Origin of the sequence: Achromobacter sp., from assembly GCF_049647645.1 — a bacterium.
Taxonomy (GTDB): Bacteria; Pseudomonadota; Gammaproteobacteria; order Burkholderiales; family Burkholderiaceae_B; genus Achromobacter.
Map to the genome: position 1 here is coordinate 1 of NZ_JBARYB010000270.1, position 23,070 is coordinate 23,070.

Annotated in this window: 27 protein-coding genes; 12 read left to right on the forward strand and 15 right to left on the reverse strand. The window is 66.1% G+C overall.

Annotated features, from left to right (window positions below; all coding sequences use genetic code 11):
* The 5 genes from WBB14_RS30905 to WBB14_RS30925 all read right to left on the reverse strand — a co-directional run.
* A partial coding sequence (locus tag WBB14_RS30905) for an acyl-CoA dehydrogenase family protein (RefSeq protein ID WP_424243152.1) occupies positions 1-277 on the reverse strand: 277 nt, incomplete at its 3' end.
* Positions 278-290: 13 nt separating this feature from the next.
* Positions 291-1,475 (reverse strand): acyl-CoA dehydrogenase family protein, encoded by a 1,185-nt coding sequence (locus tag WBB14_RS30910; RefSeq protein WP_424243153.1) that lies wholly within the window; start codon positions 1,473-1,475, stop codon positions 291-293.
* A gap of 26 nt (positions 1,476-1,501) precedes the next feature.
* Positions 1,502-2,365: an IclR family transcriptional regulator gene (locus tag WBB14_RS30915; RefSeq protein ID WP_424243154.1), complete on the reverse strand. Its 864-nt coding sequence runs from the start codon at positions 2,363-2,365 to the stop codon at positions 1,502-1,504.
* A gap of 14 nt (positions 2,366-2,379) precedes the next feature.
* A complete protein-coding gene (locus tag WBB14_RS30920) occupies positions 2,380-3,369 on the reverse strand; it encodes a Bug family tripartite tricarboxylate transporter substrate binding protein (RefSeq protein WP_424243155.1) in 990 nt (329 codons plus the stop codon).
* A 37-nt stretch (positions 3,370-3,406) separates the two neighbouring features.
* On the reverse strand, positions 3,407-4,936 hold the full coding sequence (locus WBB14_RS30925) for a class I adenylate-forming enzyme family protein (protein ID WP_424243156.1): 1,530 nt from the start codon (positions 4,934-4,936) through the stop codon (positions 3,407-3,409).
* Positions 4,937-5,140: 204 nt separating this feature from the next.
* Between WBB14_RS30925 and WBB14_RS30930 the strand changes: the two genes are divergently transcribed.
* Positions 5,141-5,902, forward strand: coding sequence for a class II aldolase/adducin family protein (locus WBB14_RS30930; RefSeq protein ID WP_424243157.1), 762 nt, complete (start codon positions 5,141-5,143; stop codon positions 5,900-5,902).
* 39 nt (positions 5,903-5,941) lie between these two features.
* Here WBB14_RS30930 and WBB14_RS30935 read toward each other — a convergent pair whose 3' ends face one another.
* On the reverse strand, positions 5,942-6,451 hold the full coding sequence (locus WBB14_RS30935) for a DUF1993 domain-containing protein (RefSeq protein ID WP_424243158.1): 510 nt from the start codon (positions 6,449-6,451) through the stop codon (positions 5,942-5,944).
* 136 nt (positions 6,452-6,587) lie between these two features.
* On the opposite strand from WBB14_RS30935, the gene WBB14_RS30940 reads away from it, so the two are divergent.
* The 5 genes from WBB14_RS30940 to WBB14_RS30960 all read left to right on the forward strand — a co-directional run bounded on the left by WBB14_RS30940 (position 6,588) and on the right by WBB14_RS30960 (position 10,472).
* Positions 6,588-7,331 (forward strand): GntR family transcriptional regulator, encoded by a 744-nt coding sequence (locus tag WBB14_RS30940; RefSeq protein WP_424243159.1) that lies wholly within the window; start codon positions 6,588-6,590, stop codon positions 7,329-7,331.
* 10 nt (positions 7,332-7,341) lie between these two features.
* Positions 7,342-8,199 (forward strand): sulfite exporter TauE/SafE family protein, encoded by an 858-nt coding sequence (locus tag WBB14_RS30945; protein ID WP_424243160.1) that lies wholly within the window; start codon positions 7,342-7,344, stop codon positions 8,197-8,199.
* Positions 8,196-8,504: a DUF1634 domain-containing protein gene (locus WBB14_RS30950; protein WP_424243161.1), complete on the forward strand. Its 309-nt coding sequence runs from the start codon at positions 8,196-8,198 to the stop codon at positions 8,502-8,504. The genes WBB14_RS30945 and WBB14_RS30950 overlap by 4 nt, the downstream gene beginning before the upstream one ends.
* A 71-nt stretch (positions 8,505-8,575) precedes the next feature.
* Positions 8,576-9,364, forward strand: coding sequence for an alpha/beta fold hydrolase (locus WBB14_RS30955; protein WP_424243162.1), 789 nt, complete (start codon positions 8,576-8,578; stop codon positions 9,362-9,364).
* A gap of 91 nt (positions 9,365-9,455) precedes the next feature.
* Complete coding sequence (locus WBB14_RS30960; RefSeq protein ID WP_424243163.1) at positions 9,456-10,472, forward strand: Dyp-type peroxidase; 1,017 nt, start codon at positions 9,456-9,458, stop codon at positions 10,470-10,472.
* A 73-nt stretch (positions 10,473-10,545) separates the two neighbouring features.
* Here the strand turns inward: WBB14_RS30960 and WBB14_RS30965 are convergent, their stop codons facing one another.
* A complete protein-coding gene (locus WBB14_RS30965; protein ID WP_424243164.1) occupies positions 10,546-11,322 on the reverse strand; it encodes a hypothetical protein in 777 nt (258 codons plus the stop codon).
* Positions 11,323-11,481: 159 nt separating this feature from the next.
* Here WBB14_RS30965 and WBB14_RS30970 point away from each other — a divergent pair, with 159 nt between their 5' ends.
* On the forward strand, positions 11,482-12,531 hold the full coding sequence (locus WBB14_RS30970; RefSeq protein ID WP_424243165.1) for an NADP(H)-dependent aldo-keto reductase: 1,050 nt from the start codon (positions 11,482-11,484) through the stop codon (positions 12,529-12,531).
* A gap of 196 nt (positions 12,532-12,727) precedes the next feature.
* Positions 12,728-13,159 (forward strand): YciI family protein, encoded by a 432-nt coding sequence (locus WBB14_RS30975; RefSeq protein WP_332012771.1) that lies wholly within the window; start codon positions 12,728-12,730, stop codon positions 13,157-13,159.
* A gap of 13 nt (positions 13,160-13,172) precedes the next feature.
* Here WBB14_RS30975 and WBB14_RS30980 read toward each other — a convergent pair whose 3' ends face one another.
* Positions 13,173-13,991 carry a metallophosphoesterase gene (locus WBB14_RS30980; protein ID WP_424243166.1) on the reverse strand — a complete coding sequence of 273 codons (819 nt, stop codon included), beginning with the start codon at positions 13,989-13,991 and terminating at the stop codon, positions 13,173-13,175.
* A 100-nt stretch (positions 13,992-14,091) separates the two neighbouring features.
* Between WBB14_RS30980 and WBB14_RS30985 the strand changes: the two genes are divergently transcribed.
* The 3 genes from WBB14_RS30985 (at position 14,092) to WBB14_RS30995 (ending at position 16,248) form a co-directional block, all read left to right on the forward strand.
* The gene (locus WBB14_RS30985; protein WP_424243167.1) at positions 14,092-14,502 is read left to right on the forward strand and encodes a lysozyme inhibitor LprI family protein; all 411 of its coding nucleotides are present in this window, start codon (positions 14,092-14,094) and stop codon (positions 14,500-14,502) included.
* Positions 14,503-14,508: 6 nt separating this feature from the next.
* Positions 14,509-15,153, forward strand: coding sequence for a DNA-3-methyladenine glycosylase I (locus WBB14_RS30990; protein WP_424243168.1), 645 nt, complete (start codon positions 14,509-14,511; stop codon positions 15,151-15,153).
* Positions 15,154-15,240: 87 nt separating this feature from the next.
* A complete protein-coding gene (locus WBB14_RS30995) occupies positions 15,241-16,248 on the forward strand; it encodes a bifunctional helix-turn-helix transcriptional regulator/GNAT family N-acetyltransferase (protein ID WP_424243169.1) in 1,008 nt (335 codons plus the stop codon).
* Here the strand turns inward: WBB14_RS30995 and WBB14_RS31000 are convergent.
* From WBB14_RS31000 to WBB14_RS31015, 4 genes are all read right to left on the reverse strand, one after another.
* Entirely contained in the window at positions 16,216-16,911 is a 696-nt protein-coding gene (locus WBB14_RS31000; RefSeq protein WP_424243170.1) for a pentapeptide repeat-containing protein, read from the reverse strand. The two genes, WBB14_RS30995 and WBB14_RS31000, sit on opposite strands and share 33 nt — an antisense overlap.
* Positions 16,912-16,952: 41 nt before the next feature.
* Positions 16,953-17,603 (reverse strand): response regulator, encoded by a 651-nt coding sequence (locus tag WBB14_RS31005; protein ID WP_424243171.1) that lies wholly within the window; start codon positions 17,601-17,603, stop codon positions 16,953-16,955.
* Between the two features lie 170 nt (positions 17,604-17,773).
* On the reverse strand, positions 17,774-18,220 hold the full coding sequence (gvpU, locus tag WBB14_RS31010; protein ID WP_424243172.1) for a gas vesicle accessory protein GvpU: 447 nt from the start codon (positions 18,218-18,220) through the stop codon (positions 17,774-17,776).
* Positions 18,221-18,319: 99 nt separating this feature from the next.
* Positions 18,320-19,303 (reverse strand): helix-turn-helix transcriptional regulator, encoded by a 984-nt coding sequence (locus WBB14_RS31015; RefSeq protein ID WP_424243173.1) that lies wholly within the window; start codon positions 19,301-19,303, stop codon positions 18,320-18,322.
* A 118-nt stretch (positions 19,304-19,421) separates the two neighbouring features.
* On the opposite strand from WBB14_RS31015, the gene WBB14_RS31020 reads away from it, so the two are divergent.
* Positions 19,422-20,027, forward strand: a complete 606-nt coding sequence (locus tag WBB14_RS31020) for a glutathione S-transferase family protein (protein WP_424243174.1) — start codon at positions 19,422-19,424, stop codon at positions 20,025-20,027.
* Between the two features lie 22 nt (positions 20,028-20,049).
* On the opposite strand, the gene WBB14_RS31025 is transcribed toward WBB14_RS31020, so the two are convergent.
* From WBB14_RS31025 to WBB14_RS31035, 3 genes are all read right to left on the reverse strand, one after another.
* Positions 20,050-21,372: a ParB/Srx family N-terminal domain-containing protein gene (locus tag WBB14_RS31025; protein WP_424243175.1), complete on the reverse strand. Its 1,323-nt coding sequence runs from the start codon at positions 21,370-21,372 to the stop codon at positions 20,050-20,052.
* 34 nt (positions 21,373-21,406) lie between these two features.
* Positions 21,407-21,790, reverse strand: a complete 384-nt coding sequence (locus WBB14_RS31030; RefSeq protein ID WP_424243176.1) for a hypothetical protein — start codon at positions 21,788-21,790, stop codon at positions 21,407-21,409.
* 134 nt (positions 21,791-21,924) lie between these two features.
* Positions 21,925-23,031, reverse strand: coding sequence for a porin (locus tag WBB14_RS31035; protein ID WP_424243177.1), 1,107 nt, complete (start codon positions 23,029-23,031; stop codon positions 21,925-21,927).
* Positions 23,032-23,070: the final 39 nt, after the last annotated feature.

Genomic DNA, 23,070 nt, shown 5'->3' on the forward strand with positions numbered 1-23,070 from the left:
GCACCGCGCTGGCCAGCAGTGGCTCGGTGCTGAGCGCGGCGCCGGCGCCTTCCATCAACAGCATGGTTTCCTGCGGTCCCAGGCCCAGGCCGCCGTCGTCCTGCGGCACGGTCAGCCCCAGCCAGCCCAGCTCGCCCATGGCCTGCCAGGCGGCGCGGTCGGCCCCGCCGGGGTTTGCCAGCCGTTCGAGATGGCGGTCGAAGCCGTAAGCGGTCGAGAAGTAATCGAACACGCTCGCGCGGATCATCTCTTGTTCTTCGGAGAGGTTCAGGTTCATGGCGTGTCCTTGCTTATTTCTGGAATCGGCTCTTGGCGATCACGGACTTCTGGATTTCCGAGCTGCCGCCGTAGATCGTGGCCACGCGGTTGAACAAGTGGTCCCCCAGCAGGCCGTGCGCCGTGGTGTCGCCGATGGGCGATTGGGTGTAGCGGCCGGTGTAGACCATGCCGTAGCGGCCGGCGAGGTCCAGCAGCAGCTCGGTCAAGACCTGGCAGATCTCGGAGCCTTCGATCTTCAGCATGGAGGAATCGGCGATGTCGAAGCCGGCTCCCGGACGGTAGGCCGACAGGGCGCGCAGCTCGGTCAATTCCAGCGCGCGCAGACGCGCCTCGATGTCGCACAGGCGCTGCCGGTAGATCGGGTTGTCGATGGGGCGGCTGCCGTCGGCGAGCGGATGCGAGGCCAGGCGCAGCGCGCGCGCCAGCTGCATGCGCGAGCGGCCGACGCGGGCGATCATGGCGCGCTCGTGGCCGAGCAGGAACTTGGCGTAGGTCCAGCCTTCGCCTTCCTTGCCGACCAGGCCCGACTTCGGCACGCGCACGTCGTTGAAGAACACCTCGCAGATGCTGGCGCCTTCGTCGATGGTGCGCACCGGCCGGACCTCGATGCCCGGGGTCTTCATGTCGAGCAACAGGAACGAGATCCCTTGCTGCGGCTTGCCCGTGTCGCTGGTGCGCGCCAGGCAGAACATCATGTCGGCGTGGCGCCCGTGGGTGGTCCAGGCCTTTTGGCCGTTGAGCAGATAGTGGTCGCCGCAGTCCACCGCGCGGGTACGTAGCGAAGCCAGGTCGGAGCCGGCGTTGGGTTCCGAGAAGCCCTGGCACCACCAGGTTTCCGAAGCCAGAATCGCGGGCAGGTACTGGGCTTTCTGTTCGTCCGAACCGAAGGTGTAGATCACCGGACCGACCATTGCGATGCCGAACGGAATGGTCTCGGGCGCGCATTGCAGCGCCAGCTCATGCAGGAAGATGCGCTGCTTGCCCAGGCTCCAGCCGGTGCCGCCGTACTGTACGGGCCATGCGGGCGCGATCCAGCCCTGGCGGTGCAGATGCCGCTGCCAATCGACGTACTCCTGCTTTTCCAGCTTTTCGCCGTACAGCACTTTGCGGCGGACGCTTGCGGGCAGGTGGGCCTGCGCGAAGCTGCGGACTTCCTGGCGGAATTGCCGCTCTTCGGGCGTGACTTCAATATCCATGTTGGTGATCGCTCCAGGGGATGCCTTCAGATTGGCGAAATGGGGGCGGCGGCTTCGATATGTATCGGCACGTCGGGCAGGAATTCGGCGACGACGTCATTGACCGTGCCGGGGATGTCGGGCAGGCGCGCTGCCATGTCCTGGCGCGTGCCGGCGATGGCCAGGGCCATCAGGCCGGTGCGGTCGCCGGCGCCGGGGTCGCTGACCAGCGCGAAGGAGAAGGAGGCGCGATTGGCGCTCTGCAGCCGATGCGAGTAGACGAAGCCAGCCTCGCGGGCCTTGTCGACGATGCCGAGAACCTGGCGCAGGGTGGTGACCGGCGATTCGTGTTCGGCGCGCGCCAGGCAGACGCTGGCGATGGCGCACACCTCGTCGTCCGGCAGTTGCGCGAGCAGCGCGTAGCCCATGCCGGTGTCGATCAGCGGACGCACGACGCCGATGGGAACCTGGGTCTTGCGGTCCTTGGCGCCGTAGAGCACGTGCGCGTACTGGACATAGCGGCCGCTGCGCTGGCCGAGGATGATGCTCAGGCCCAGCCGTTCGCCCAGCGCGCGCATGGCCAGGCGCAGGTTGCTGCGGGGCAGGGCCAGGTCATGGACCCAGCCGCCCAGCATGTTGAGCCGCAGGCTGGGCATGTAGGTGCCGTCGTCCGGGTTGTGGCATAGATAGCCCATGCGCATCAGCGTCTGCACCAGCATCCAGGTGCTGGATTGGGGATAGCCGCTGGCGCGCACGATCTCCGCCAGCGTGACCGGACGCCCGAGCTGTTCGAGCAACTCGATCAGTTCGAGCACGCGCTGGGCCGATTTGACCGAGCGCTGGCCCAGGTCGCGCGTGCTGTCCTTGATGGACGCGTCCGGGAGTTCGAGCCGGCGGGAGGATCGGGACATGGCGTGCCTCGGGATCAGTCGGTGCGGATGTTGGCCTTGTCCGCCAGTTCGGCCCAGCGCTTCAGATCGGTCTGGAAGAAGGTGGCGAAGGTCTTGGGATCGCTGCCGACGGGATCCAGGTTCATGCCGACGAGCTTGGACTGGACCTCGGGCGCCTTGACCGCGCCGGCAATTTGCGCCGACATGGCCTGGACGATGGCGTCGGGCGTGCCCTTGGCCGCGAACAGGCCGAACCAGGCGCCCAGGTTGAAGCCCTGGTAGCCGAGTTCCGTCATGGTGGGCGTTTGCGGCAGGGTCGCCATGCGCTTGTCGCCGGTCACGGCCAGCACGCGCAGGCGATCCGAGTTCAGGTGCGGCAAGGCCGAGCCGATGTCGGGAAAGGCGAAGGTGACCACGCCGCCGAGCAGGTCGGACATCATGGGCGCGGCGCCCTTGTACGGCACGTGCTGCGCGTTGGTCTTGGTTTCCTGCAGGAACTGCGCGCCCAGGAAATGGCCGGTCGAACCGTTGCCGTAGGACCCGTAGCTGTATTTCAGGGGAGAGGCGCGCAGCGCTTCCACCAGGGCCTTGACCGAATCCACGTCCGCGCCGCTGCGGTTGACGACGAGCACGTTGGATGAGCGGGCGACCAGGGATACCGGAATGAAATCGCGATCAACCTGGTACGGGATCTTGACCGTCGAGGTGGCCGGCAGCTGCGACATGGTGGTGAAGCCCAGCATGAACGTATAGCCGTCGGCCGGCGCGCCCAGCACGGCGTTGCCGGCGATGACGCCCGAACCCCCGGCGCGGTTCTCGACCACGATGGGTTGCTTGAGCACGCCGCCGATGTGCTGGGCCAGCAGGCGCGCGACCGTGTCGGCCCCGCCGCCCGCGGCGCTGGGCACGATGAAGCGGATCGGCTTCTCGGGCCAGGCGTTGTCGGCCGCCTGCGCCGGCAGGCTGCAAACCGCGGCCAGCGCGGCGGCGGCCGCCAGGAAATGCCTTCGTGCTGCGAATTTCATGGTTGTCTCCTGTGGATGGATATTTTGTTTTGGTAAGTCAGTTGCAGTGCGCGCGCGCCATGTCGACGACGGCCTTGCGGAGGATCTTTCCATTATCTGCCGCTGGCAGCCTGGAAAGCAGGATGATTTTCTGCGGGCGCTTGTAGGGCGCCAGGCGCTCGCGCGCAAAGGCCTGCAAGGCTTCCGCCTCGACGCTGCGGCCGTCTTCCGCTTCGACAAAGGCGATGATCTGCTCGTCGCCATCGCGCGGCACGCCGACCACGCAGGACTGGCGCACACCCGCATAGGCGTTCAGCGCGGCCTCGACTTCGCTGGGGTAGACGTTGAAGCCGGAGCGGATGATCAAGTCCTTGATCCGGCCCATCACGAACAGCGCGCCGTCCGGCTCTTCGCGCAGCAGGTCGCCGGTGCGCAGCCAGCCCTCGGTGTCCAGCGCCAGTGCGGTCTGCTCGGGCGCCTTGTAATACCCCTTCATGACATTGGGGCCGCGCACCTGGAGTTCGCCCACTTCGCCGCGCACCACCTCCTGGCCGTCTTCGCCGACGATGCGGGCCTGCATGCCAGGGATCAGGTAGCCCACGCTCAGGTCGGAGCGCCGTTGGCGGTAGGGCACCATGCTGATCGTCGGCGAGGCCTCGGTGAGGCCGTAGCCATTGTTTATCGGTTCGCCGAAGATCGCCTCGATGCGCGCCTTGAGCGACGGATCCAGCGGCGCGCCGCCGCAATGCAGCAGGCGCACCCGCGGCGCGGGCACCGGCGTGCCTTGTTCATGGGCTTGCAGCAGGCGCACGTACATGGCGGGCACGCCATGCAGCATGGTGATGCCGCCCGCCAGTGCGGCGACCGCATGCGCGACGTCGAAGCGGCTGGCCAGCTGCAGGGTTGCGCCCGCGCCCATCGCGGCCAGGGCCACGGTGCTCAGGCCGTACACATGCGAGATGGGCAGCGCCGAATAGATGCGGTCGTCCGGGCCGGTGCCGCGGGCATGGCGCGCGACGGCGGAAGAATGGCCCAGGTTGGCATGCGTAAGCATCACGCCCTTGGGCGTGCCGGTGGTGCCGCTGGTGTAGATCATCACCGCCACCTGTTCGCGCGAGTCTGCTTGCGCGGGTTCGGCTTGCGCCGCGGGATCCGCTTCGGTGCAGGCAAAGCGCAGGCCGGCAAGCTCGACTTCGCGCGCGCCATGGCGCAGTCCGTGGGCTTGGGCTTGCGCCGACAGGCCGCTGGTGGCAAGCAACAGCCGCGGCTCGCAGTGCGCCTTGATCGCGTCGACCTCGATGCCGGTCATGCGGGCGTTGACGACCACCGCCCAGGCGTCCAGGCGGCTGCAGGCCAGCACGGCGGCCAGCTGGGTGCCGCCGCTTTCTCCGGCGATCAGCAGGCGGTCGCCCGCCCGCAGGCCCTGGGCCCGCAGATAGGCGGCCAGCGCATCGACCACCGCGTCGAGTTCCGCATAGGTCCAGCTTCCTTCATCGGAAATCAGGGCGGTATGCGCGGCCAGGCCAGGCAGATGCCGGCTGACCAGCTGGTGGATACGGAAATCGGTATCGGGAAGATCAACGGACATGGCGGGGCTGGGCATCTGTGCTGGGCTGCTATTGAGCGGAATCATAGGAATGACGTTCCGCCATTTCCATCACATATGTGAATTCTCGGCAGGGGCGGTGGCCGCCCCTTGGCCGCGCAGCGTGCCGGCCGCAGGCAAAACGAATAAAGTGCCTGACAGCGCCTGCGCAATCGCCGCGGGCAATCATCAAGACACGGAGACAACATGGATACGGCAGGCAAGGGCGTCAGCGTGCGCGAACAGGTCAGCGCTACGGAATGGGAGGTCCGCAAGGATCTGGCGGCGCTATACCGCTTGGTGGCGCTGTTCGGCTGGGACGACCTGATCTTCACCCACATCACGGCCAAGGTGCCGGGGACCGAACATTTCCTGATCAACCCTTACGGCATGATGTTCGACGAAATCACCGCATCCAGCCTGGTCAAGATCGACCTGGACGGGCGCAAGGTCATGGAGTCGGAATACGACATCAATCCGGCCGGCTTCACCATCCATAGCTGTATTCACGCGGCCCGCAAGGACGCCATGTGCGTGCTGCACACGCATTCCATCAATGGGGTGGCGGTGTCGGCGCAGAAGGCCGGGCTGCTGCCGCTGTCGCAGTTCGCGTTCATCGTGCTGCGTTCGCTCAGCTACCACGACTACGAGGGCCTGGCGCTCAATCCCGAGGAACAGCCGCGTCTGGTGCGGGACCTGGGCAGCAACTCTTATCTGATCCTGCGCAACCACGGCCTGTTGACCGTCGGGCAGAGCATGGCCGAAGCCTTCCAGGCGATGCACCGGCTGGAAGCCGCATGCATGGTGCAGGTGCGGGCCCAGGCCGGCGGCGAGCTGACCTACATTCCGCCCGACATCCTGAAGAATGCGACGGTGGAATCGCAGGCCGACCGCGCGCACAAGGCCATGTTGGCCTGGCCGGGCTTGCTGCGCCGGCTGGACCGCCGCAATCCCGGCTACGCGGAGTAGCCGGGCGCGGGCCCCGCGGCAGGGGCCCGCAGTGGTGGATCAATACTTGCCCATGTAATCGCGCTTGCCGATTTCCACGCCGTTGTGGCGCAGGATGTCGTAGGCCGTGGTGACGTGGAAGAAGAACTGCGGCAGGCCATAGTGCAGCAGGTAGGCGCTGCCGCTCAGCTTCTTTTCCTTCGGGGTGCCCGGACGCAGCACGATTTCGCGGGCTTCGCTCTGTGCGAACTGTTCAGGGCCGAAGGAACCCAGGTGCTCCAGCGTCTTGGCGATCAGGGCTTGCAGGCCGGCGAAGCTGGCCTCGCTGTCCGGCCACGACGGCACTTCGGCGCCGGCCAGGCGCGAGGCGATGCCTTTGGCAAAATCCGACGCGATCTGTACCTGGCGCGACAGCGGGAACATGTCGGGGAACAGGCGGGCGCCGAGGTATGCGTCCGGATCGATGTTCTTTTCCGTGGCGTGGGCTTCCGCCTTCTTCAGCACATCGGACAGGGCCGACAGCATTTGCGTCAGGACGGGTACGGAGGCGCTGTGCATGAAACTGCTCATATCGTGTCTCGCTTGATAGTGACGCCGGCGCGGGAGGCGCCGGCCGGGCCTGCGAAGACTACCAGTTGCTGGCTGCGCCGTTGTAACGCGGGATGTTGTTTACATCATCATGACATCATGATGTTATGATGTCTCCATGCAAAACGACTCCGAATATGCTCCGCTCTACGCCCGGGTGGAAACGGCGCTGGTCGCGGAAATCGCGGCCGGCGGCCTGGCGCCCGGCAGCCAGTTGCCAACCGAAGACCAACTGATCGAGCGCTTCGCCGTCAGTCGCACCACGGTGCGCAAGGCGGTGGAGAACCTGGTTGCCCGCGGGCTGGTGGAAATCCGGCGCGGCAAGGGCACGTTCGTCACGGAGCCCAAGCTGACGCAGGCGCTGACGGCCCTGAGCGGATTCGTCGAAGACATGGACGCGCTCGGCCGCCAGGCGACGGCGCGCCTGCTGGACAAGCGGCCGGTGCCGGCCCCGGCAGACGTGGCGCGCCAACTGGGCGTGACGCGTGGCGCGCAGGTCTACCGCATCGAGCGCGTGCGGCTCGCGGACGGCGTGGCCATGTCGTTCGATGAAACCTATCTGCCGCTGGACGTAGGCGAAAAGGTCGCCAGCAACGACCTGGAAGCCGAACCCATCTTCGACCTCCTGGAATTGCGCTACGACCTGCCGCTGATCGAGGCCGAGTATCAGCTTGAAGCGGTGACGGCGGATGAGCGCGTCGCCCAGGCGCTGGGCGTTGCCGTGGGAAGTCCGATCTTCCTGATCGAGCGCACCTCCTACACCGAGGGACAGCGGCCGGTCGACTACGAAAAGCTGTATTACCGCGGCGACCTGATCCGGTTCGCCACCCGCCTGTCGCGGCAACCGCGCAAGCGGACCTGAGCCGGCGGCCATGGAGACGTCGACCCTCTTCTGGCTGTTCGCCGCCGCCTTCGGCGCCAGCGCCCTGGGCGGAGTGCTGGGGATGGCCAGCGGCATCTTCATCGTGCCCATCCTGACGCTGCTGTTCGGCGTGGACATCCATGTGGCCATCGGGGCCAGCATCATCTCGGTGATCGCCTGTTCCTGCGGCAGCGCGGCGCCGTTCCTGAAGGGGCGGCTGACCAACGTCCGGCTGGCGATCGTGCTGGAGACCGCCACCACGCTGGGCGCGCTGACAGGCGTATTCCTCATCGGCATCGTTTCGACCGAATTCCTATACGGCTTGTTCGCGATCATCCTGGCGCTGTCCGCCCAACAGATGCTGGCGCGCCGCCGCGAAGCCGTCGCCATCGCGCCCGGCGCTGCAAGCTGGGCCACGGCGCTGCGCCTGCATTCCAGTTTTCCCGACCGCGCGCTGGGTCGCGAGGTGCACTATCAGGTGGACCGCGTGCCGCTGGGCCTGTCGCTGATGTACGGCGCCGGCCTGATTTCGGCCTTGCTCGGCATAGGCTCGGGCGTGCTCAAGATCCCTGCCATGGACGCCGCGTTGAAGCTGCCCATCAAGGTCTCGTCCGCCACCTCCAACTTCATGATCGGCGTGACGGCCGCAGCCAGTGCAGGCGCCTACTTCGTGCGCGGCGACATCGACATCGGCATCGCCGGTCCCGTCGCGCTGGGTTCGGTCGCGGGCGCGCTGCTGGGCGCCCGCCTGTTGATGGGCCTGCCTGCGGCCAAACTGCGCCTCTTCTTCGTCATCGTGCTGTCCCTGCTGGCGATGCAGATGCTGCTGAGCGCGCTGGGCGTGCATACTCCGGGAGGCCCGGCATGACGCAGGCGGCAGACAGGCAGGCGCGGCGCGACCGGATCATCGCCGGCTTGCTGTGGTATGGAACATGGATTGCCTCGGCCCTCATCGCCGCGGGCATGGCCTTTGATTTTCTGCCGCAAGCGCAGGCCGGCCTGCGCGGACTCGAACTGGTCAAGGCCGGGGTGGCCCTCTTCATTCTGCTGCCAGTGGCGCGGGTGGCGCTAATGCTAGCCATCTTCCTGCGCGAGCGCGACTACGCCTACACGGCGATTTCCGCGCTGGTGCTGCTCATCATTGCGGCCGGCGTGGTGTCCGGCCTGCGGTGAGGCTGCGGGCTTTCCTATAATCGGGGCGCGGTGCGATGGCGCATCGCCACATCCTCTCCCCAGGACTTTTCATGCTTGCCATTACCAGCCAGGATGTCTACGTGCACACCAGCCAGGGCCGTTTATTCGCTCGGCGCTGGGACCCCGCAGGGGATGAGGTGGCCGCGGCGCCCATCGTGATGTTCCACGATTCGCTGGGTTGCGTGGAGCTGTGGCGGGATTTCCCCGAACAGCTGGCGCAAGCGACCGGACGCAGCGTCATCGCCTACGACCGCCTGGGCTTTGGCCGCTCCGATCCCAATACCGCCGTGTTTGAGCCCAGCTTCGTGGAAGAAGAGGCGCGGAACGGATTCCATTGCCTGCGCGAAGCCCTGGACATTGGCGCCTTCGTGGGGTTCGGCCACAGCGTGGGCGGCGGCATGGCCGTCTGCAGCGCCGGCGTCTACGCCGACGATTGCCGGGCGCTGATCACCGAGTCCGCGCAGATGTTCGCCGAAGACCGTACGCTGGAAGGCATACGCGCGGCCAGGCAGAGCTTCGCCGAACCCGGCCAGCTGGACCGCCTGAAGAAGTACCACGGCGAAAAGGCCGCATGGGTCCTGGGCGCCTGGATCGATACCTGGCTGTCGCCGGACTTCGCCGATTGGAATCTGGACGAGCCGTTGCGCCAGGTCCGTTGCCCGGTGCTGGCTTTGCACGGCGAAGTCGACGAATACGGCTCTCCCAAGCACCAGGACAGGCTCGTCGCCCTGGCGGGCGCGCGCGCCTTGCTGCTTGAGAACTGCGGCCATGTCCCCCACCGCGAGCAAAGCCGCATCGTGCTGGATGTGGTGAGCGAGTGGCTGAGGGCGGCGCCGTAACGAGCTGGGTTCACCCCGTCACAGTCCGCGCTTAGAATCGGACTAGCCTTTCCGCGCCGCCGCGCTCGTTTTTTTTGAGGTCCCCGATCCGATGTCCGACCGCCAACCCGCATCCCAAGCCGTACACAACACGACCACCCGCCACGCGATTTTCATGGTCGCCACGCTCAACGAAGGCGCCGCCGCAGCCGGCACGGTGCGCGACTGGTGCGCCGACGTCGCAGGCGTTGTCCGCACGGTGTCCACGCGCGCGCCCGAGCAGAATCTCTCCTGTGTCACCGCCTTCGGCTCCAAGGCCTGGGACACGCTTTTCGGCGCGCCGCGCCCGGCTGCGCTGCACCCTTTCCGCGAATTCGGTTCGGGCGAGCGCCTGGCCGTCGCCACGCCGGGAGATCTGCTCTTGCACATCCGCGCCGATTCGATGGATTTCTGTTTCGAACTGGCGACCTTGCTGCTCGACGGGCTGGGCGATGCCGTGACCGTGGTGGATGAAGTCCATGGCTTCCGTTACTTCGACCGGCGCGCCATCATCGGCTTCGTCGACGGGACCGAGAACCCCGAAGGGCGCGAGGCGCTCGACTTCACCGTCGTCGGCGAAGAGGATGCCGAGTTCGCCGGCGGCAGCTATGTGCTGGTGCAGAAGTACCTGCACGACATGGCGGCATGGAACGCGTTGACGGTCGAGAGCCAGGAAGGCGTCATTGGCCGCCACAAGTGGTCCAACGTGGAACTGGACGATGACATCAAGCCTACGTCTTCGCACAGCGCCCTGACGACCATCGAGGAAAATGGCCAGGAACTGAAGATCCTGCGCGACAACATGCCGTTCGGCCGGCCGGGGGCAGGGGAGTTCGGCACCTACTTCATCGGTTACGCGCGTTCGCCGCGTCCCATCGAACTGATGCTGGAAAACATGTTCGTCGGACGTCCGCCCGGCAACTACGACCGCCTGCTCGACTTCAGCCGCGCGGTTACGGGCGGCCTGTTCTTCGTGCCGTCGGCCGATCTGCTGGAAGCGCTGGCGGAGCGCAGCCCGGCCGCCTGTGCGGACGCGGGCGAGTCTGCGGCGCCGGTGTTGGCGCTGGTCTCGACGGGCAAGGCGAACTGAAGCGCCGCGAGGCGAGGTGAAGCTCGGCGCCCTTGCGCCGGATCTTCTGGCGCGGCTGTGATCGTGGCCGCGCCTACCGCTCCTGCTCCAGCGTCGTCTTCATCCGCACCATGCTTTCCTGGCTGACCGTGATGACGCCGGTGGCGGGCTGATCGATGTCCAGGATGAACGTCAGCACCAGGGAAATGAGCATGGCGAACAGGCCGGTCGAGATCAACCGCCTGCGCTTGTGCAGCCCGGTCCCGTAGGCGATGAAGCCCATGGCGCCCGCCGTGACGATGAAGAGCAGATAGAAGACGGGCTCGGGAACGTGGTTTTCCAGCGCGACGCGGCGCTTCTCGTTGACCTGCGCCATCTCGTTGATGGCCTGGATGAACATGATGGTGGAAATCGAGGGCGGACTTTCCAGGACGCTTGCCGCGGTGCTCCGTATCTGGCGCTCGATGCGCCGTGAAGCCGCGCTGGCCGCTGTCAGGCGTTCCTTGTCATTGTCGGCATCGCTGAACTCCAGCGCCGTCGTCGTGTAGTCGAGTAGCAGTTTCGCGATAGGTTCGCGGGCGGCGGGCGGCAGCAGCTGCGAACGCCAGTAGGCGTTGCCGATGGCGTTGGCCTCTTCCAGCACCAGGTTCTTGCGCGTCTCGAAACGCGTCACCGACATGGCGAAGGTAAAACCCAGCAGCAGCGCCAGCAGACCCAGCAGCGCGGTCTGGAGCGCGCCGATGTGGGTCTTGGCGGCGTCGTCGGAGGCCCGGCGGCGCTTGCGCCCCAACCAGAAACCCAGCTCGATGATGGCCAGGCAAACGATGACGCAGATGAAAAACACGTAGGTTTCATCAATTTCGCGCAGCACTTTGATTTCCGGTGGTTATTTGGGGATAAAGCGTATGCCGAGAGGAACGGGGCGGGCAAGGGGCGAATAACCCGCAGCCGGGGGCGTTGCCAGGTATTTGAAAACCGTCTTGGAGTAAGGTGTCGCTTCCCTTGTAAGCGACACCGCACGGAGCAGAAATTGAAATACCGCAAACTCGGCCGTACCGACCTGGATGTCAGCCTGATCGGACTGGGCACCATGACCTGGGGCGAGCAGAACACCGAAGCCGAGGCGCACCAGCAACTGGACTACGCCCTGGAACGTGGCATCAATCTGGTTGACGTCGCCGAGATGTATCCGGTGCCTCCCAAACCCGAAACGCAAGGCTTGACCGAAACCTATATCGGCACCTGGCTGGCGCGCAGCAAGCGGCGCCAGGATATCGTGCTGGCCAGCAAGGTTGCGGGCCCGGTGCGCGACGCCAAGCGCCCCGGCCACATCCGCGACGGCAAGACGCATCTCGACCGCAAGAATCTGACCGCGGCCCTGGACGCCAGCCTGAAGCGCCTGCAGACGGACTACCTGGATCTGTACCAGCTGCACTGGCCCGACCGTACCACCGCCACCTTCGGCAAGCTGTCCTATCCCTGGGTCCAGGATGAATACACCGTGCCGATCGAGGAAACGCTGGAGGTGTTGCAGGACTTCGTGCGCGCCGGCAAGGTGCGCCACATCGGCGTGTCCAACGAAACGCCCTGGGGCGTCGGGCAGTTCCTGCGGCATGCGGAGAACAAAGCGCTGCCGCGCATCGCGACCATCCAGAACGCCTACAGCCTGCTGAACCGCGTCTACGAGATCGGCTTGTCGGAATATTCGCACCACGAAGGCGTGGGCTTGCTGGCCTATTCGCCGCTGGCGATGGGCATGCTTTGCGGCAAGTATCTGGACGGCGCCCGTCCGGCCGGCGCCCGGTTGACGCTGTACACGCGCTTCACGCGCTACAGCAACGAGCAGGCCGAGGCCGCCACCCGCGCCTACGTCGAGCTGGCGCGCGCGCACGGCATTTCGCCTACCCACATGGCCCTGGCGTGGGTCAACCAGCGCCCCTTCGTCACCAGCAACCTGATCGGCGCCACGACGCTGGAACAGCTGAAGGAAAACATCGACAGCGTGGACGTGACCCTGTCGGCGGAGGTGCTGGAGGCGATCGACAAGATCCACGCCCGCCAGCCGAATCCGGCGCCGTGACGGGCTGACCGCCCCGTCCGCGAGGGTGGCCGGGACCCATGATGCTCTCAGGAGCGTCATGGGTTTTTTCTTGGGGGAAGTCGTGCCGATCCGGCCCTGGATACATTTTTTTTCGCGGCGAATGTCGATTTCGCCTGGCGCGGTTCGTCGTGTCGATGGAGCATGCAAGTTCCACCATCCACACAAGGAGACCGAGATGCGATTCATGGTTCAAGTCAGGGCCACCGCCGATAGCGAAGCAGCGGTGATGCCCACTCAGCAGTTGTTGGCAGACATGGGGCGGTTCAACGAGGAACTGGTCAAGGCGGGCGTGATGCTGGCCGGTGACGGCCTGAAACCGAGTTCCGAGGGTGCGCGGGTTCATTTTTCCGGCAGCAGTCGGCAAGTGATAGACGGCCCCTTCGCGGAAACCAAGGAATTGATCGCCGGCTATTGGCTCTGGGAGTGCGCCTCCCTGGAAGAGGCGATCGAATGGGTCAAGCGCTGTCCCAATCCGATGCCGGGCCCGTCCGATATCGAAATCCGCCCGCTGTACGAGGCCGATGACTTCGGCGAGGAATTCACGCCGGAGCTGCGCGCCCAGGAGGAACGGCTGCGCGACCAGCTTGAAAAGGGGGCGAAGCAGTGATCTGGCTGACGCCTCAAGTTCCAGGCGTCGTCACCTCCCACAAACGATCCGGCGCGAAGTCGTTCTGCTCCCCCTTTTTGGCGTAGCCCAGCGGATTGGCCACGATGCGGCAGCCGTCCTTCACGTAGTCCTGCGGACAGTGAAGATGGCCGTGCATCCAGACGTCGGCCAGGGGCAGCAGGGCGTCCAGCGCGCTGCAGAAGCCAGCCGTGCCCGGGGTGACGCCGTAGCGCGGATCCGCGCTTGCCAGCGTGGGAGCGAAGTGGGTGATCGCCACGGTTGGACCGTCGTGGGGTACGCGCAGGGCGGCTTGCAGCCACTGCTGGCAGAGCAACCCTTGCTCGCGCATCTGTTCTGCCATGAAGGGCGCGCCGTTGCGGCGCATCTCGGCCTTTTCCAGGTAGAAGTCCGCCGCGCGGAAAGCCTTCTCGCGCTTTTTCAGGGCTGCGCCCACCGTGTCTCCGGGGGCGGCCAGCGCGTCGAAATCCGTCCATAGCGTGGTGCCGATGAAGCGCACCCCGTCGATCACCAGTGTCTCGCGTTCCAGCCAGTGGATGCCGAGTTCCTCGCAAAGCACGCGCAGCCGCTCGTGGGTTTCGTCGAAATCCACGTTGTCGTATTCGTGGTTGCCGGGCACGTACACCACAGGCGTGGGCCAGCCCATGCGCGGCGCGTAGCTGCCCAGGCCGAAGTCCGTCCCGGTCATGAGCGAGCCGCGGCGGTAGGAGCCTATGTCTCCGGCCAGCACCAGCAGATCGGCGCCGGGCGCGGGCCGCGCCACGAAGTCCGGGTCGGTTTCAAGGTGCAAATCTGAGAGCAATTGGATCTTCATAGCCGCCATCTTAGGCCACTGGCGGCGGGGCCGCCGCTGCGGGGAGTCATTGTTCCATGCGACACTTTCCCGGTTCACCGAGCCAAACAGGAGGAATTCCATGCGTATCGCCATCATGACCGCCGCTGCCGCCCTTGCGCTGGCCGCAAGCGCGCAGGCGCAGGCGCTGGACTGCGGCAAAGCGGCCACGCAGACGGACATGAGCCTGTGCGCCGACCAGGCGTACCGCAAGTCCGACGCCGACTTGAACGCCGCCTACAAGGAAGTGAACGCGCGCCTGAAGAACGACCGGGACACGGCTACGCAGCTGCATGCCGCCCAGAAAGCCTGGCTGTTCTTCCGCGACGCGGAGTGCGCCTTCGCGTCCGGAGGCACGTCGGGCGGCAGCGCCTATCCCATGGTCCTGAGCCTGTGCCTGGACAAGCTGACGCAGGCGCGGACGAAGGAATTGCGGGCCTATCTGAAGTGCGAGGAAGGCGACATGAGCTGCCCGGTGCCTGGCAAACAGTAAGCCCGCATGACGACGAATGAGATGAGCCAGAGCAATCCGGGCCTGGTCAAGGACGAGCAGGGCGTGGCGCGCTGCTTCTGGCAGCCGTCCATGCCCGACTATCACGACCACGAATGGGGCATGCCGGTGGCGGACGACCGCCGCCTGTACGAGAAGATCTGCCTGGAGGGCTTTCAGGCCGGCATGGCCTGGATCACGATCCTGCGCAAGCGCGAAGCGTTCCGCGCGGCCTTCGACGACTTCGATTTCGAGCGGGTGGCGCGCTACACCGAGCGCGACGTCGAGCGCCTGATGGGCGACGCCGGCATCGTGCGCAACCGCAGCAAGATCCTGTCCGCCATCAACAACGCCAAGCGCGCGCGGGCCCTGGCCGATGAAACGGGTTCAATATCGGCCTGGCTCTGGAGCCATGAACCAGGAGAACACGACAGGCCCGCGATGGTGGACCTGGACTACTGGAATGGCAATCCGACTTCGCCGGCGTCGGCGGCGCTGTCGCGCGACCTGAAGAAGCGCGGCTGGACCTTCGTGGGCCCGACGACCATGTACGCCTTCATGCAGGCGGTCGGCATGGTCAATGACCATATGAGCGGCTGCGTCTGCCGCCAGGCGGTCGAGGCGGCGCGCGCCGGCTTCAAGCGGCCCCGGTAGGCCGCGGCAGGGACGCCGATAAAAGATATTGAGTTGGTTGCGCTTCGCAAGTATATTAGTTGCGAATCGCAACTTTAAAGGCGCGCCATGGATCTGATCGACACCCCCATGCAATCCCGCGACCAGACCATCCGGGACCTGCGGGAGTTTTCCCGCAAACTGGTGCGTGAACTGGGCTTCATGCGCAGTTCGCTGGCAGGCAGCGAACTGGCGCCATCCGCGGTCCATGCCATCATCGAGATCGGGCTGCAGCCGGGCATACCGGCGCGCGACCTGGCGGCCATACTCAGGCTGGACAAGTCCAATACCAGCCGCCAGGTCGCCAAATTGGAATCCGTCGGGCTGCTGACGCGCGAGACCGACAGCGCAGACGCCCGCTCCTCGCGGCTGTACTTGAGCGAGGCGGGGAACAGGCTGCGGGCGCAGATCGACCAGTTCGCCACGGACCAGGTCTCACGCGCCTTGCGGCAGCTGGCGCCGGCGGATCAGCAGTCGCTGATCCGCTTCCTCTCGCTCTATGCCGACGCCCTGTCGCACGAGAATCCCAACATCGCGCCTGCCGCCTCCAGCGGCATCGAAGACCAGATCCGCGTCGGCTACCTGCCCGGCTGCATCGGCGACGTGGCCAGCCTGCATGCGCGCTATTACGCGCAGGCCTCGGGTTTCGGGGTGTACTTCGAACGCAAGGTGGCGGTCGAGCTGGCCGAGTTCGCCGAAGGTCTCCCTGCCGCGGGCAAGAACATCTGGCTCTACGTGGACAACGGCAGGACGCTGGCTTCGATCGTCATCGATGGCGATCTGGCCACGCGCCAGGCGCACCTGCGCTGGTTCATCGTCGACGACTCGCTGCGCGGTATGGGCGTGGGCCGCGCGCTGCTGGAACGGGCCATGGCCTTTGTCGACACGAACTACGATGAAACGTACTTGTGGACCTTCAAGGGGCTGGATGCCGCCAGGCATCTCTACGAGGTCGCGGGCTTCACGCTGGCGGAGGAATCCGAGGGCAGGCAGTGGGGCAGCGTGGTGGTCGAGCAACGCTTCGTCCGCCGCAGCCGGCGCGCCTCAGATCACGCTGATGCGCAGCTCGGCCAGTAGCGCCGCCGCCTGAGTCTTGGAGATGGTGGCGCCGGCCAGACGCGCGGCCGAGTTCAGGTCCAGGCCGCCGAGATCGGCTTCGCGCAGGTCAGCGCCTTCGAAGCGAACGTTCTTCAGGATGGCGTTGCGCAGGCTGCCGCCATGGAACACGGTGTCGCGGAAATCGCTGCCGGTCAGGTCGGCATCGGAGAAGTCCAGCTGCAGCACGTCGCTCTTGCGAAATGACAGGCCGCGCAGCAGTGCGCCGACCAACAGGCATTCCTGCAAGGACCAGCCGAGGCAGGCGATGCCGTCGAAATCGCTGCCGGTGAGCTTGCAGCCCTGGAAGCGGGCCGCCGCCAACCGCGCGCGACGCCAGCTGGCATTGTTGAGGTCGCAGTTTTCGAAGACAGCGTCGCTGGCGTCGCACGAGGCGAAGTTGACCTGGCCGCCGCGGCAGCGCAGCCAGGCCGAGTCGGCCAGGTTGGCGCCCTGGAAGGAGGCTCCCGCGATCGCGCAGCCCGTCAGCCGCGCGCCGCGCAAATCCAGGCGCGAGAAATCCGCGTCCTGGAAGTCGCAGTCCTGGAACGACAGCGCACGCCCGGCGGACTGTTCCAGCAAGGCCTGCATCATTTTGCGGTCCACTTCCTGGCCCGCCACTATCCCGCTTGCTACTTGCGTCATGCCGCGCGTTCCTGCCTGGATTTCTGCGAAAGACGGAAATCCTACTGGAAAATCTCGCTTTCCACGCAGAAGGCGACCAGTTCCTGGTCAGTGCGGACGTTGAGCTTGCGCATGGCCGATATTTTTTGGCCGCTGACCGTCTTCACGCTGCGCTTGAGCGCGTCCGCCACCTGCATCATGGATTCGCCGCGGATGAAATGGCGCAGCACTTCGAATTCCTTGGGCGACAGGCTGTTGATGCGTTCGCCGATGAACTTGCTGCGTTCGTCCGCGGCGCCGTCGCGCTGGAAGCCGGGCGGATAGTATTTTCGTCCAGCATGCAGGGTTTCCAGCGCGGTCATGATTTCGCTGAGATTGTCGCGCTTGAGCACCACGGCGGCGACGCCGGCGTCGTAGAGCGCCGAGATGATCATGGAATTCGACACCATGGTCAGCACCACGATCTGGACCTGCGGGTAGTGCCGAGTCAGGTACTTGACCAGACGGATGCCGTCGCCGTAGGTATCGTCGCCCGGCATGGAATAGTCGGTAATGACCACATGCGGCGCGTCGCGTTGCAGGTGCTGGATCAGCGCGGTTGGCCCGGGCAGGGTAGCCGTGACCTCGAAATTGAGGTCCTTTTCCAGCAGGTCGCGCATCCCCATCAAGACCAGGGGATGGTCGTCGACCAGGACGATTCGGAGTCTTTCCATGCGAGGGAGTGCCGTCAGGCGAGCCCTGGTTTCAAGCGGAGATAGGACGATCGGGCTCAAGGTTGAGGTCGGAGGCAAACCGATAGCGTAGTGGTTTTTGCGAAGATACGCGCCCCGCGCCGGATAGGCCGGCGCGGGGGAGATCCGTAAGGGACGGGCGCCAGGCGGCGTCAGGCGGCCGCTTCGGCCTGCATGCGACCCAGAATGAAGCCGTCGACCGCGCTGGTGCGGCCGCGCCAGAGCGTGGGCTGTCCGGCGATTGGGGTGCCATCGGCCGTGAAGAACAGGGCATCGGCGAGGTGGATGTAGTTCGGCAGCGGATCCGCCGGTTGCGGCACCCGGAAGACGTCGCCCAATTCCGCCAGGGAGACATGCACTGCCTTGCGGGTGGCTTCGTCCACGGTGTTCAGGGATCCCGTGAAGCTGGCCGCGAAGCTGTCGAAGTAATCCGCGCCGGACACGATGGAACCCGATACCAGCATGCCACCCATTTGCAGGGTGACGCCAATGCTCTCGATCTGGCTGCCGTTGTTCACCAGGTTGACCAGGAATTGCAGAAAGGCGTCGGCGTCGGGCGTGGCGCTGGCGCCCAGGCTGGCGTTGTGAACGGTGCTCATGGCGTGATCTTCTGGAATATTTGGAAAGCAGCCAAGATACTCGAATCGCGGGCGAAATACACAGAATGGGATCGTCGGAAAAGCAGCCAAATCCGACCCCTATCCAGCGGCTTCGGGCGCGGGCATTTTTTCCAAGGCGCGCGCCAGCCTTTCGGCCGCCAGCCGCAGGCGATCCCGCAGCGCCGCAGGGGCCAGAACCTCGAACTCCACGTCCAGCGCCATCAGCCAATACACCAGCGCGTCCAGGGAAGGCACGGCGCATTGCAGCAGGCAGCGCGTTTCGTCCAGGGGCTCGACCTGGCCGGCGCCCGCCGGGATCCGCGCGGCCATGACGGCGCGCGGCGCGTGCAGGACCACGCGCGCGGATTCCGGATGCGGCGTCATGTTCACCGAACGCGACACATAGGCGCGCAGGTCGCCGCCTTCGGGCGGGGGCCGCGGCGCGAAATGTGCGCCGACCTGCGGGACGCCCGCGATGCGGTCGATGCGGAAGGTGCGCCAGTCGTCGCGCGCGGGGTCCCAGGCCACCAGATACCAGCGATACCCGGTGTGCGCCAGCCCTTGCGGTTCCACCAGCCGGGTGCTAGCCCGGCCTTTGCCGTCCGCGTAGTCGAAGCCGAGCCGCAGTTGGTCGCGGCAGGCGGCTGCCAGCGTGGCCAGCAACGTGGCGTCAACGGTGGCGCCATTGCGCGGTATGGGCACGATGGCTGAGCGCAAGGCATCCACCCGGCGGCGCAGGCGCTGCGGCATGGCCTGCTCCAGTTTCACCAGCGCCCGCAACGCGGTTTCCTCTATGCCGCCCACCGTGCCGGTGGCCGCTATGCGCAGGGTGAGCGCCACGGCCAGGGCTTCTTCGTCGTCCAGCAGCAGGGGCGGGAGGGCTTGCCCTGCGCGAAAGGCATAGCCGCCCGCCACGCCGCTGCTGGCATGGATGGGGTAGCCCAGTTCGCGCAGCTTGTCGATGTCGCGCCGCAGGGTGCGGGGATGGATGGCCAGCGTCGCCGCCAGCTCGGTTCCCGCCCAGTGGCGGCGGGTCTGCAGCAGCGACAACAGGCGCAGGAGGCGGTTGCTGGAAGTAAGCATGGCAGCACGATAACGCGTATCGAGGGCGGAATCTGTCCTCAATGGATCCTACAGTGGCTTCCGTAGTCCGCGGCAGGGGCCGCGACGCTCAACCCTTGATTGAATTGGAGATTTGCCCATGTCTATCGTCTTCTATTGGCACCCCATGTCCAGCGCGACCCCGGTGGCCTGCGCGCTTGCCGAACTGGCTGTGCCGCACGAGCGCGTCAAGGTGGACATCAGGACCGGCGAGCAGCACCGCCCCGAATTCCTGGCCCTGAACCCCAACGGCAAGGTCCCCACCCTGACGGTGGATGGCGCGCCCTTGTTCGAGACGCTGGCGATACAGCTGTGGCTGGGAGAGCGCTTTGGCGTGGAGCGTGGCCTGTGGCCCGCCGCCGGCACGCCCGAACGTCTGTTGGCGATGTCGTGGTGCGCCTGGTCCTATGTCAGCTACGGCGCGGCGGTGATGCGCCTGTATCTCGCCACGCAGGGCGAGGACGCGCCCGGCGGCGCCGAGGCTGAACGCGTCCTGCAAGACGTGGATGGATTGCTGGCTGTACTGGACGGCCACTTGTCGCGGCAGCCCTGGATGCTGGGCGCGGCCTATACGCTTGCCGACCTGGTGGTGGGGGCGGTGGTCGGCTATAGCGCCTATCTGGGCGCCAGGGTGGCCTCCCATCCGCATGTGCAGGCATGGATGGACCGAGTCCAGGCCCGGCCCGCCATGCAGATCGACGCCTAGCGCGGCTGACAGGCGCCGTGGCCTACCAGCCCCAGCAGGTGCCGGCCGCGGGCTTGCCGCAGTTGCGGTAATTCACAGCGAACCACAGCTTACCCGCGCCCCGGGGGCCGCCGTCGGCCTTGGCATCGTTGCGCGGCAGCTCTTCCAGGGTGTCGCGCGCCTTCTTGGTGGGCGAGCTGCTGGCGGCGTCGGGCGCCAGGACGATGCGCCCCAAACCGGCGGCATCGCGGTCGTCGAAGACGATGTCGCTGTCCTTCAATGCGGCCATCTTCAAGGAGGCGTCCCGCACCGCGGCGGCATAGCTGTCGTTCGCGCCGGCTGGCGCCAGGCTCTTGTCCAGGGTGCTGACGGCTAGGATCTGCGCGGGCATGGCGGGCGTCATCATCTTGTACTGGTCCAGGCCGGGCAGTTGGCCGCCCGCGGCCTGGCGGCGCAGCCAGTCGCCCCATAGGAACTCGGCGAACTCCGGCAGATTACCGTTGCTGTAAGCGATGTCGCGGGTGAAGTAGACCAGCGAGCGGTAGCGGTCTTCCTGCATGCCGCCGGCCTCCTGGATGCTGGCCAGTCCCAGGCGGGCGGGCAACTGGTCCACGGTGATGGGCTGGTTCTGGCCGTCGCGCAGCCAGGCGCGGCGTTCGTCGACCATGCGCTGCCAGAAAGCGGCGGCGTTGGCGAGGCTGCTGTAATTGGCGTCGACCTTGACCCAGACCGGCAGCTTGGGGCCGCCATCGGCGATTTCGCGCAGCGACGAGAAGGTATGGTGGCCGTCGGTCAGGTACAGATTGCCGTCCCAGCCGACCACCACGGTCTTTAGGTTGGCCGCATTGGCGCCGGGCGCCTCCTTGCAAGCGAAGGTGGCGGGCTGGTCCAGGCGCGCGGCGCGCGCCTCGGCGATGGTCTGGAATGCTTGCGCGCGCTCGGCGCCGCCCATGTCCTCGCAGTAGTCGTCGAACTTCTTGCCGACGGTGCGATTCAGATAATCCAGCTGCTGCGCGGGCTTGTCCGCCCAGGTGGGGCGTTCGAAGTCACCCTGCCAGCGGCCCAGCTTGTAGTAGATCTGGTCATAGCCGATGGCGGCTTGAGTGGGGTGCAGTTCCTCGATGCGGACTTGGATGACGTCGCCCGCCTTGGCTTGCAGGTAGGCGGTGTTGCGCGGCGGCTGGGTTTCGACGGGCGGCGGCGTTTCCTCGGCCGGAGGAGGCGTGACGGCGACAGGGGCGTCGTCATGGTCGTCGCCGCCATTGCAGGCCGCCAGGGCCAGCGGCAGCAAGGCCGCCGCCAGGGTGCGCAACAGGCGTTGCCGGTGGGTGAGGAAAGCGCGCGGGGAGCGGGAGGTCGACGTCATGGTCCGTTCAGGATCTGGTTTCAAAGATAGCCGATCATGAGGGACGCGTGTTTCCTGAAGATTGCACGGCAGCAGGTTGCCATGCATGAAGCCGGTCCATGAGGCCGCGCACGACGGTGGCCTGATCGTGGATCCGGGCGGCAGCGGCGGCGGACAGGCCTGCGGCAAGCTCCTCTTCCAGGGCTTCGAAGTGCGAGGCTGGCGCGCGCATCTGCAAGGCCAGCAGCGCGCCCTGTATGCGGTGCAGCATCTGGGCCGTCGCGACGGCGTCGGGTTTTTCGGCGGCCTGTTCCAGCGCGTCGAGATCCTGGGTCATGGTGTCCCGGATCAATTGGCGATGGTCGGGCGCAAGCGCGGCGTACACCGCGAGCGTGCCAGCGGCAGGGCCGGCGGGAGCATGGGGGAGCGGTTTGTGCATGAGAGCCTCCTAGACGTACATGCGGATGACGTCAGGCTCGCGGGCGATATTAAAAAAGCCCGGTACCAGGAGGCTGGGAATCGGACGGATTCGCCAGCGGCGGAGGCGGCCCCGCGGCCGCTCCGCCGTCTTGCTTAGAACGTGTGGCGCACGCCGATGCCGGCGGCCGTGCTCTTCAGGCCGTCGATGAAGGCGTAGTCCTTGCCGTACGAACCGTAGGCGTACAGGTTGGTGCGCTTGGACAGGTCGTAGGTGTAGCCCACGCTCCAGACGTTCATGTTGGCGTCGCCGCCAGTCAGCTTGTCGCTGTTCGGCGATACGTGCTGCCAGGACGCGAACAGGCTGGAGCCGGCGCCCATCGGCAGGGTCGCGCCCAGCATGTAGGAGTTGGCCTTGAAGCCGTCCACGAAACGGTTGGTGCCGAACTCGTCGCTGAAGGGCGTGCCGGCGGGCAGGTCCTGGCCGACAAACCAGCCGTCGGTGGTGCGGCCGTAGGCGGCGGCGAGCTTCACGACTTCCAGGTCGTAGGACACGCCCAGCGCGTACTGGCGGGGCGTGGCGTCGTGGTCGATGGCGCCGCGGTTGGAACCGTTGAGCTGGTCGTAGGTCAGCGCAACGTTGAGCGGGCCCTGCACGTAGCGCAGGCCGGCGGTGATGCCGCGGGTGTTGTCGGCGGTGCGGAAGCCGGTCTGGTCGGCGGTCGTGTCGTCCGCGTTGAACGAGTAGCCGATGCCGAGTTCAAAGCCGTTCACCGAAGGCGTCTTGTACATCACCATGTTGTCCCAGCGCATGGTGTTGGCTGCGCTGAAACCCAGGCCCATGTTGGACTGCGTATAGCTGGTGTAGAAGGGATCGATGTCGGCGAGGTAGTTCGAGCCTATCGTGGCCTGGCGGCCGAACTCCAGCGAGCCCCAGGCGTCGTTGGCCAGGCCGATGGTGGCCTGGCGGCCGAACAGGCGGCCGGACTGTCCGTGCTGGCCGTTGGCGGAGTCGAATCCGCTTTCCAGCGTGAACGTGGCGCGCAGGCCGTCGCCCAGGTCGTCCGAACCGCGCAGGCCCCAGCGCGAGCCCGCCTGGATGCCGTTGATCATGCCTATCTTGCTACCGTCGTATCCATCGCCCTTGATCTTGTTGTAGCCGATGCCGGTGTCGATGACACCATAGAGAGTTACCGACGATTCTGCCTGAGCGACGCCTGCAAAAGTAGTGAACATTGCGGCTGCGAGCAGCGTCTTTTTCATCCTTGGGGACTCCTGTAGAGGGGTGGAAAAACAAAAAGG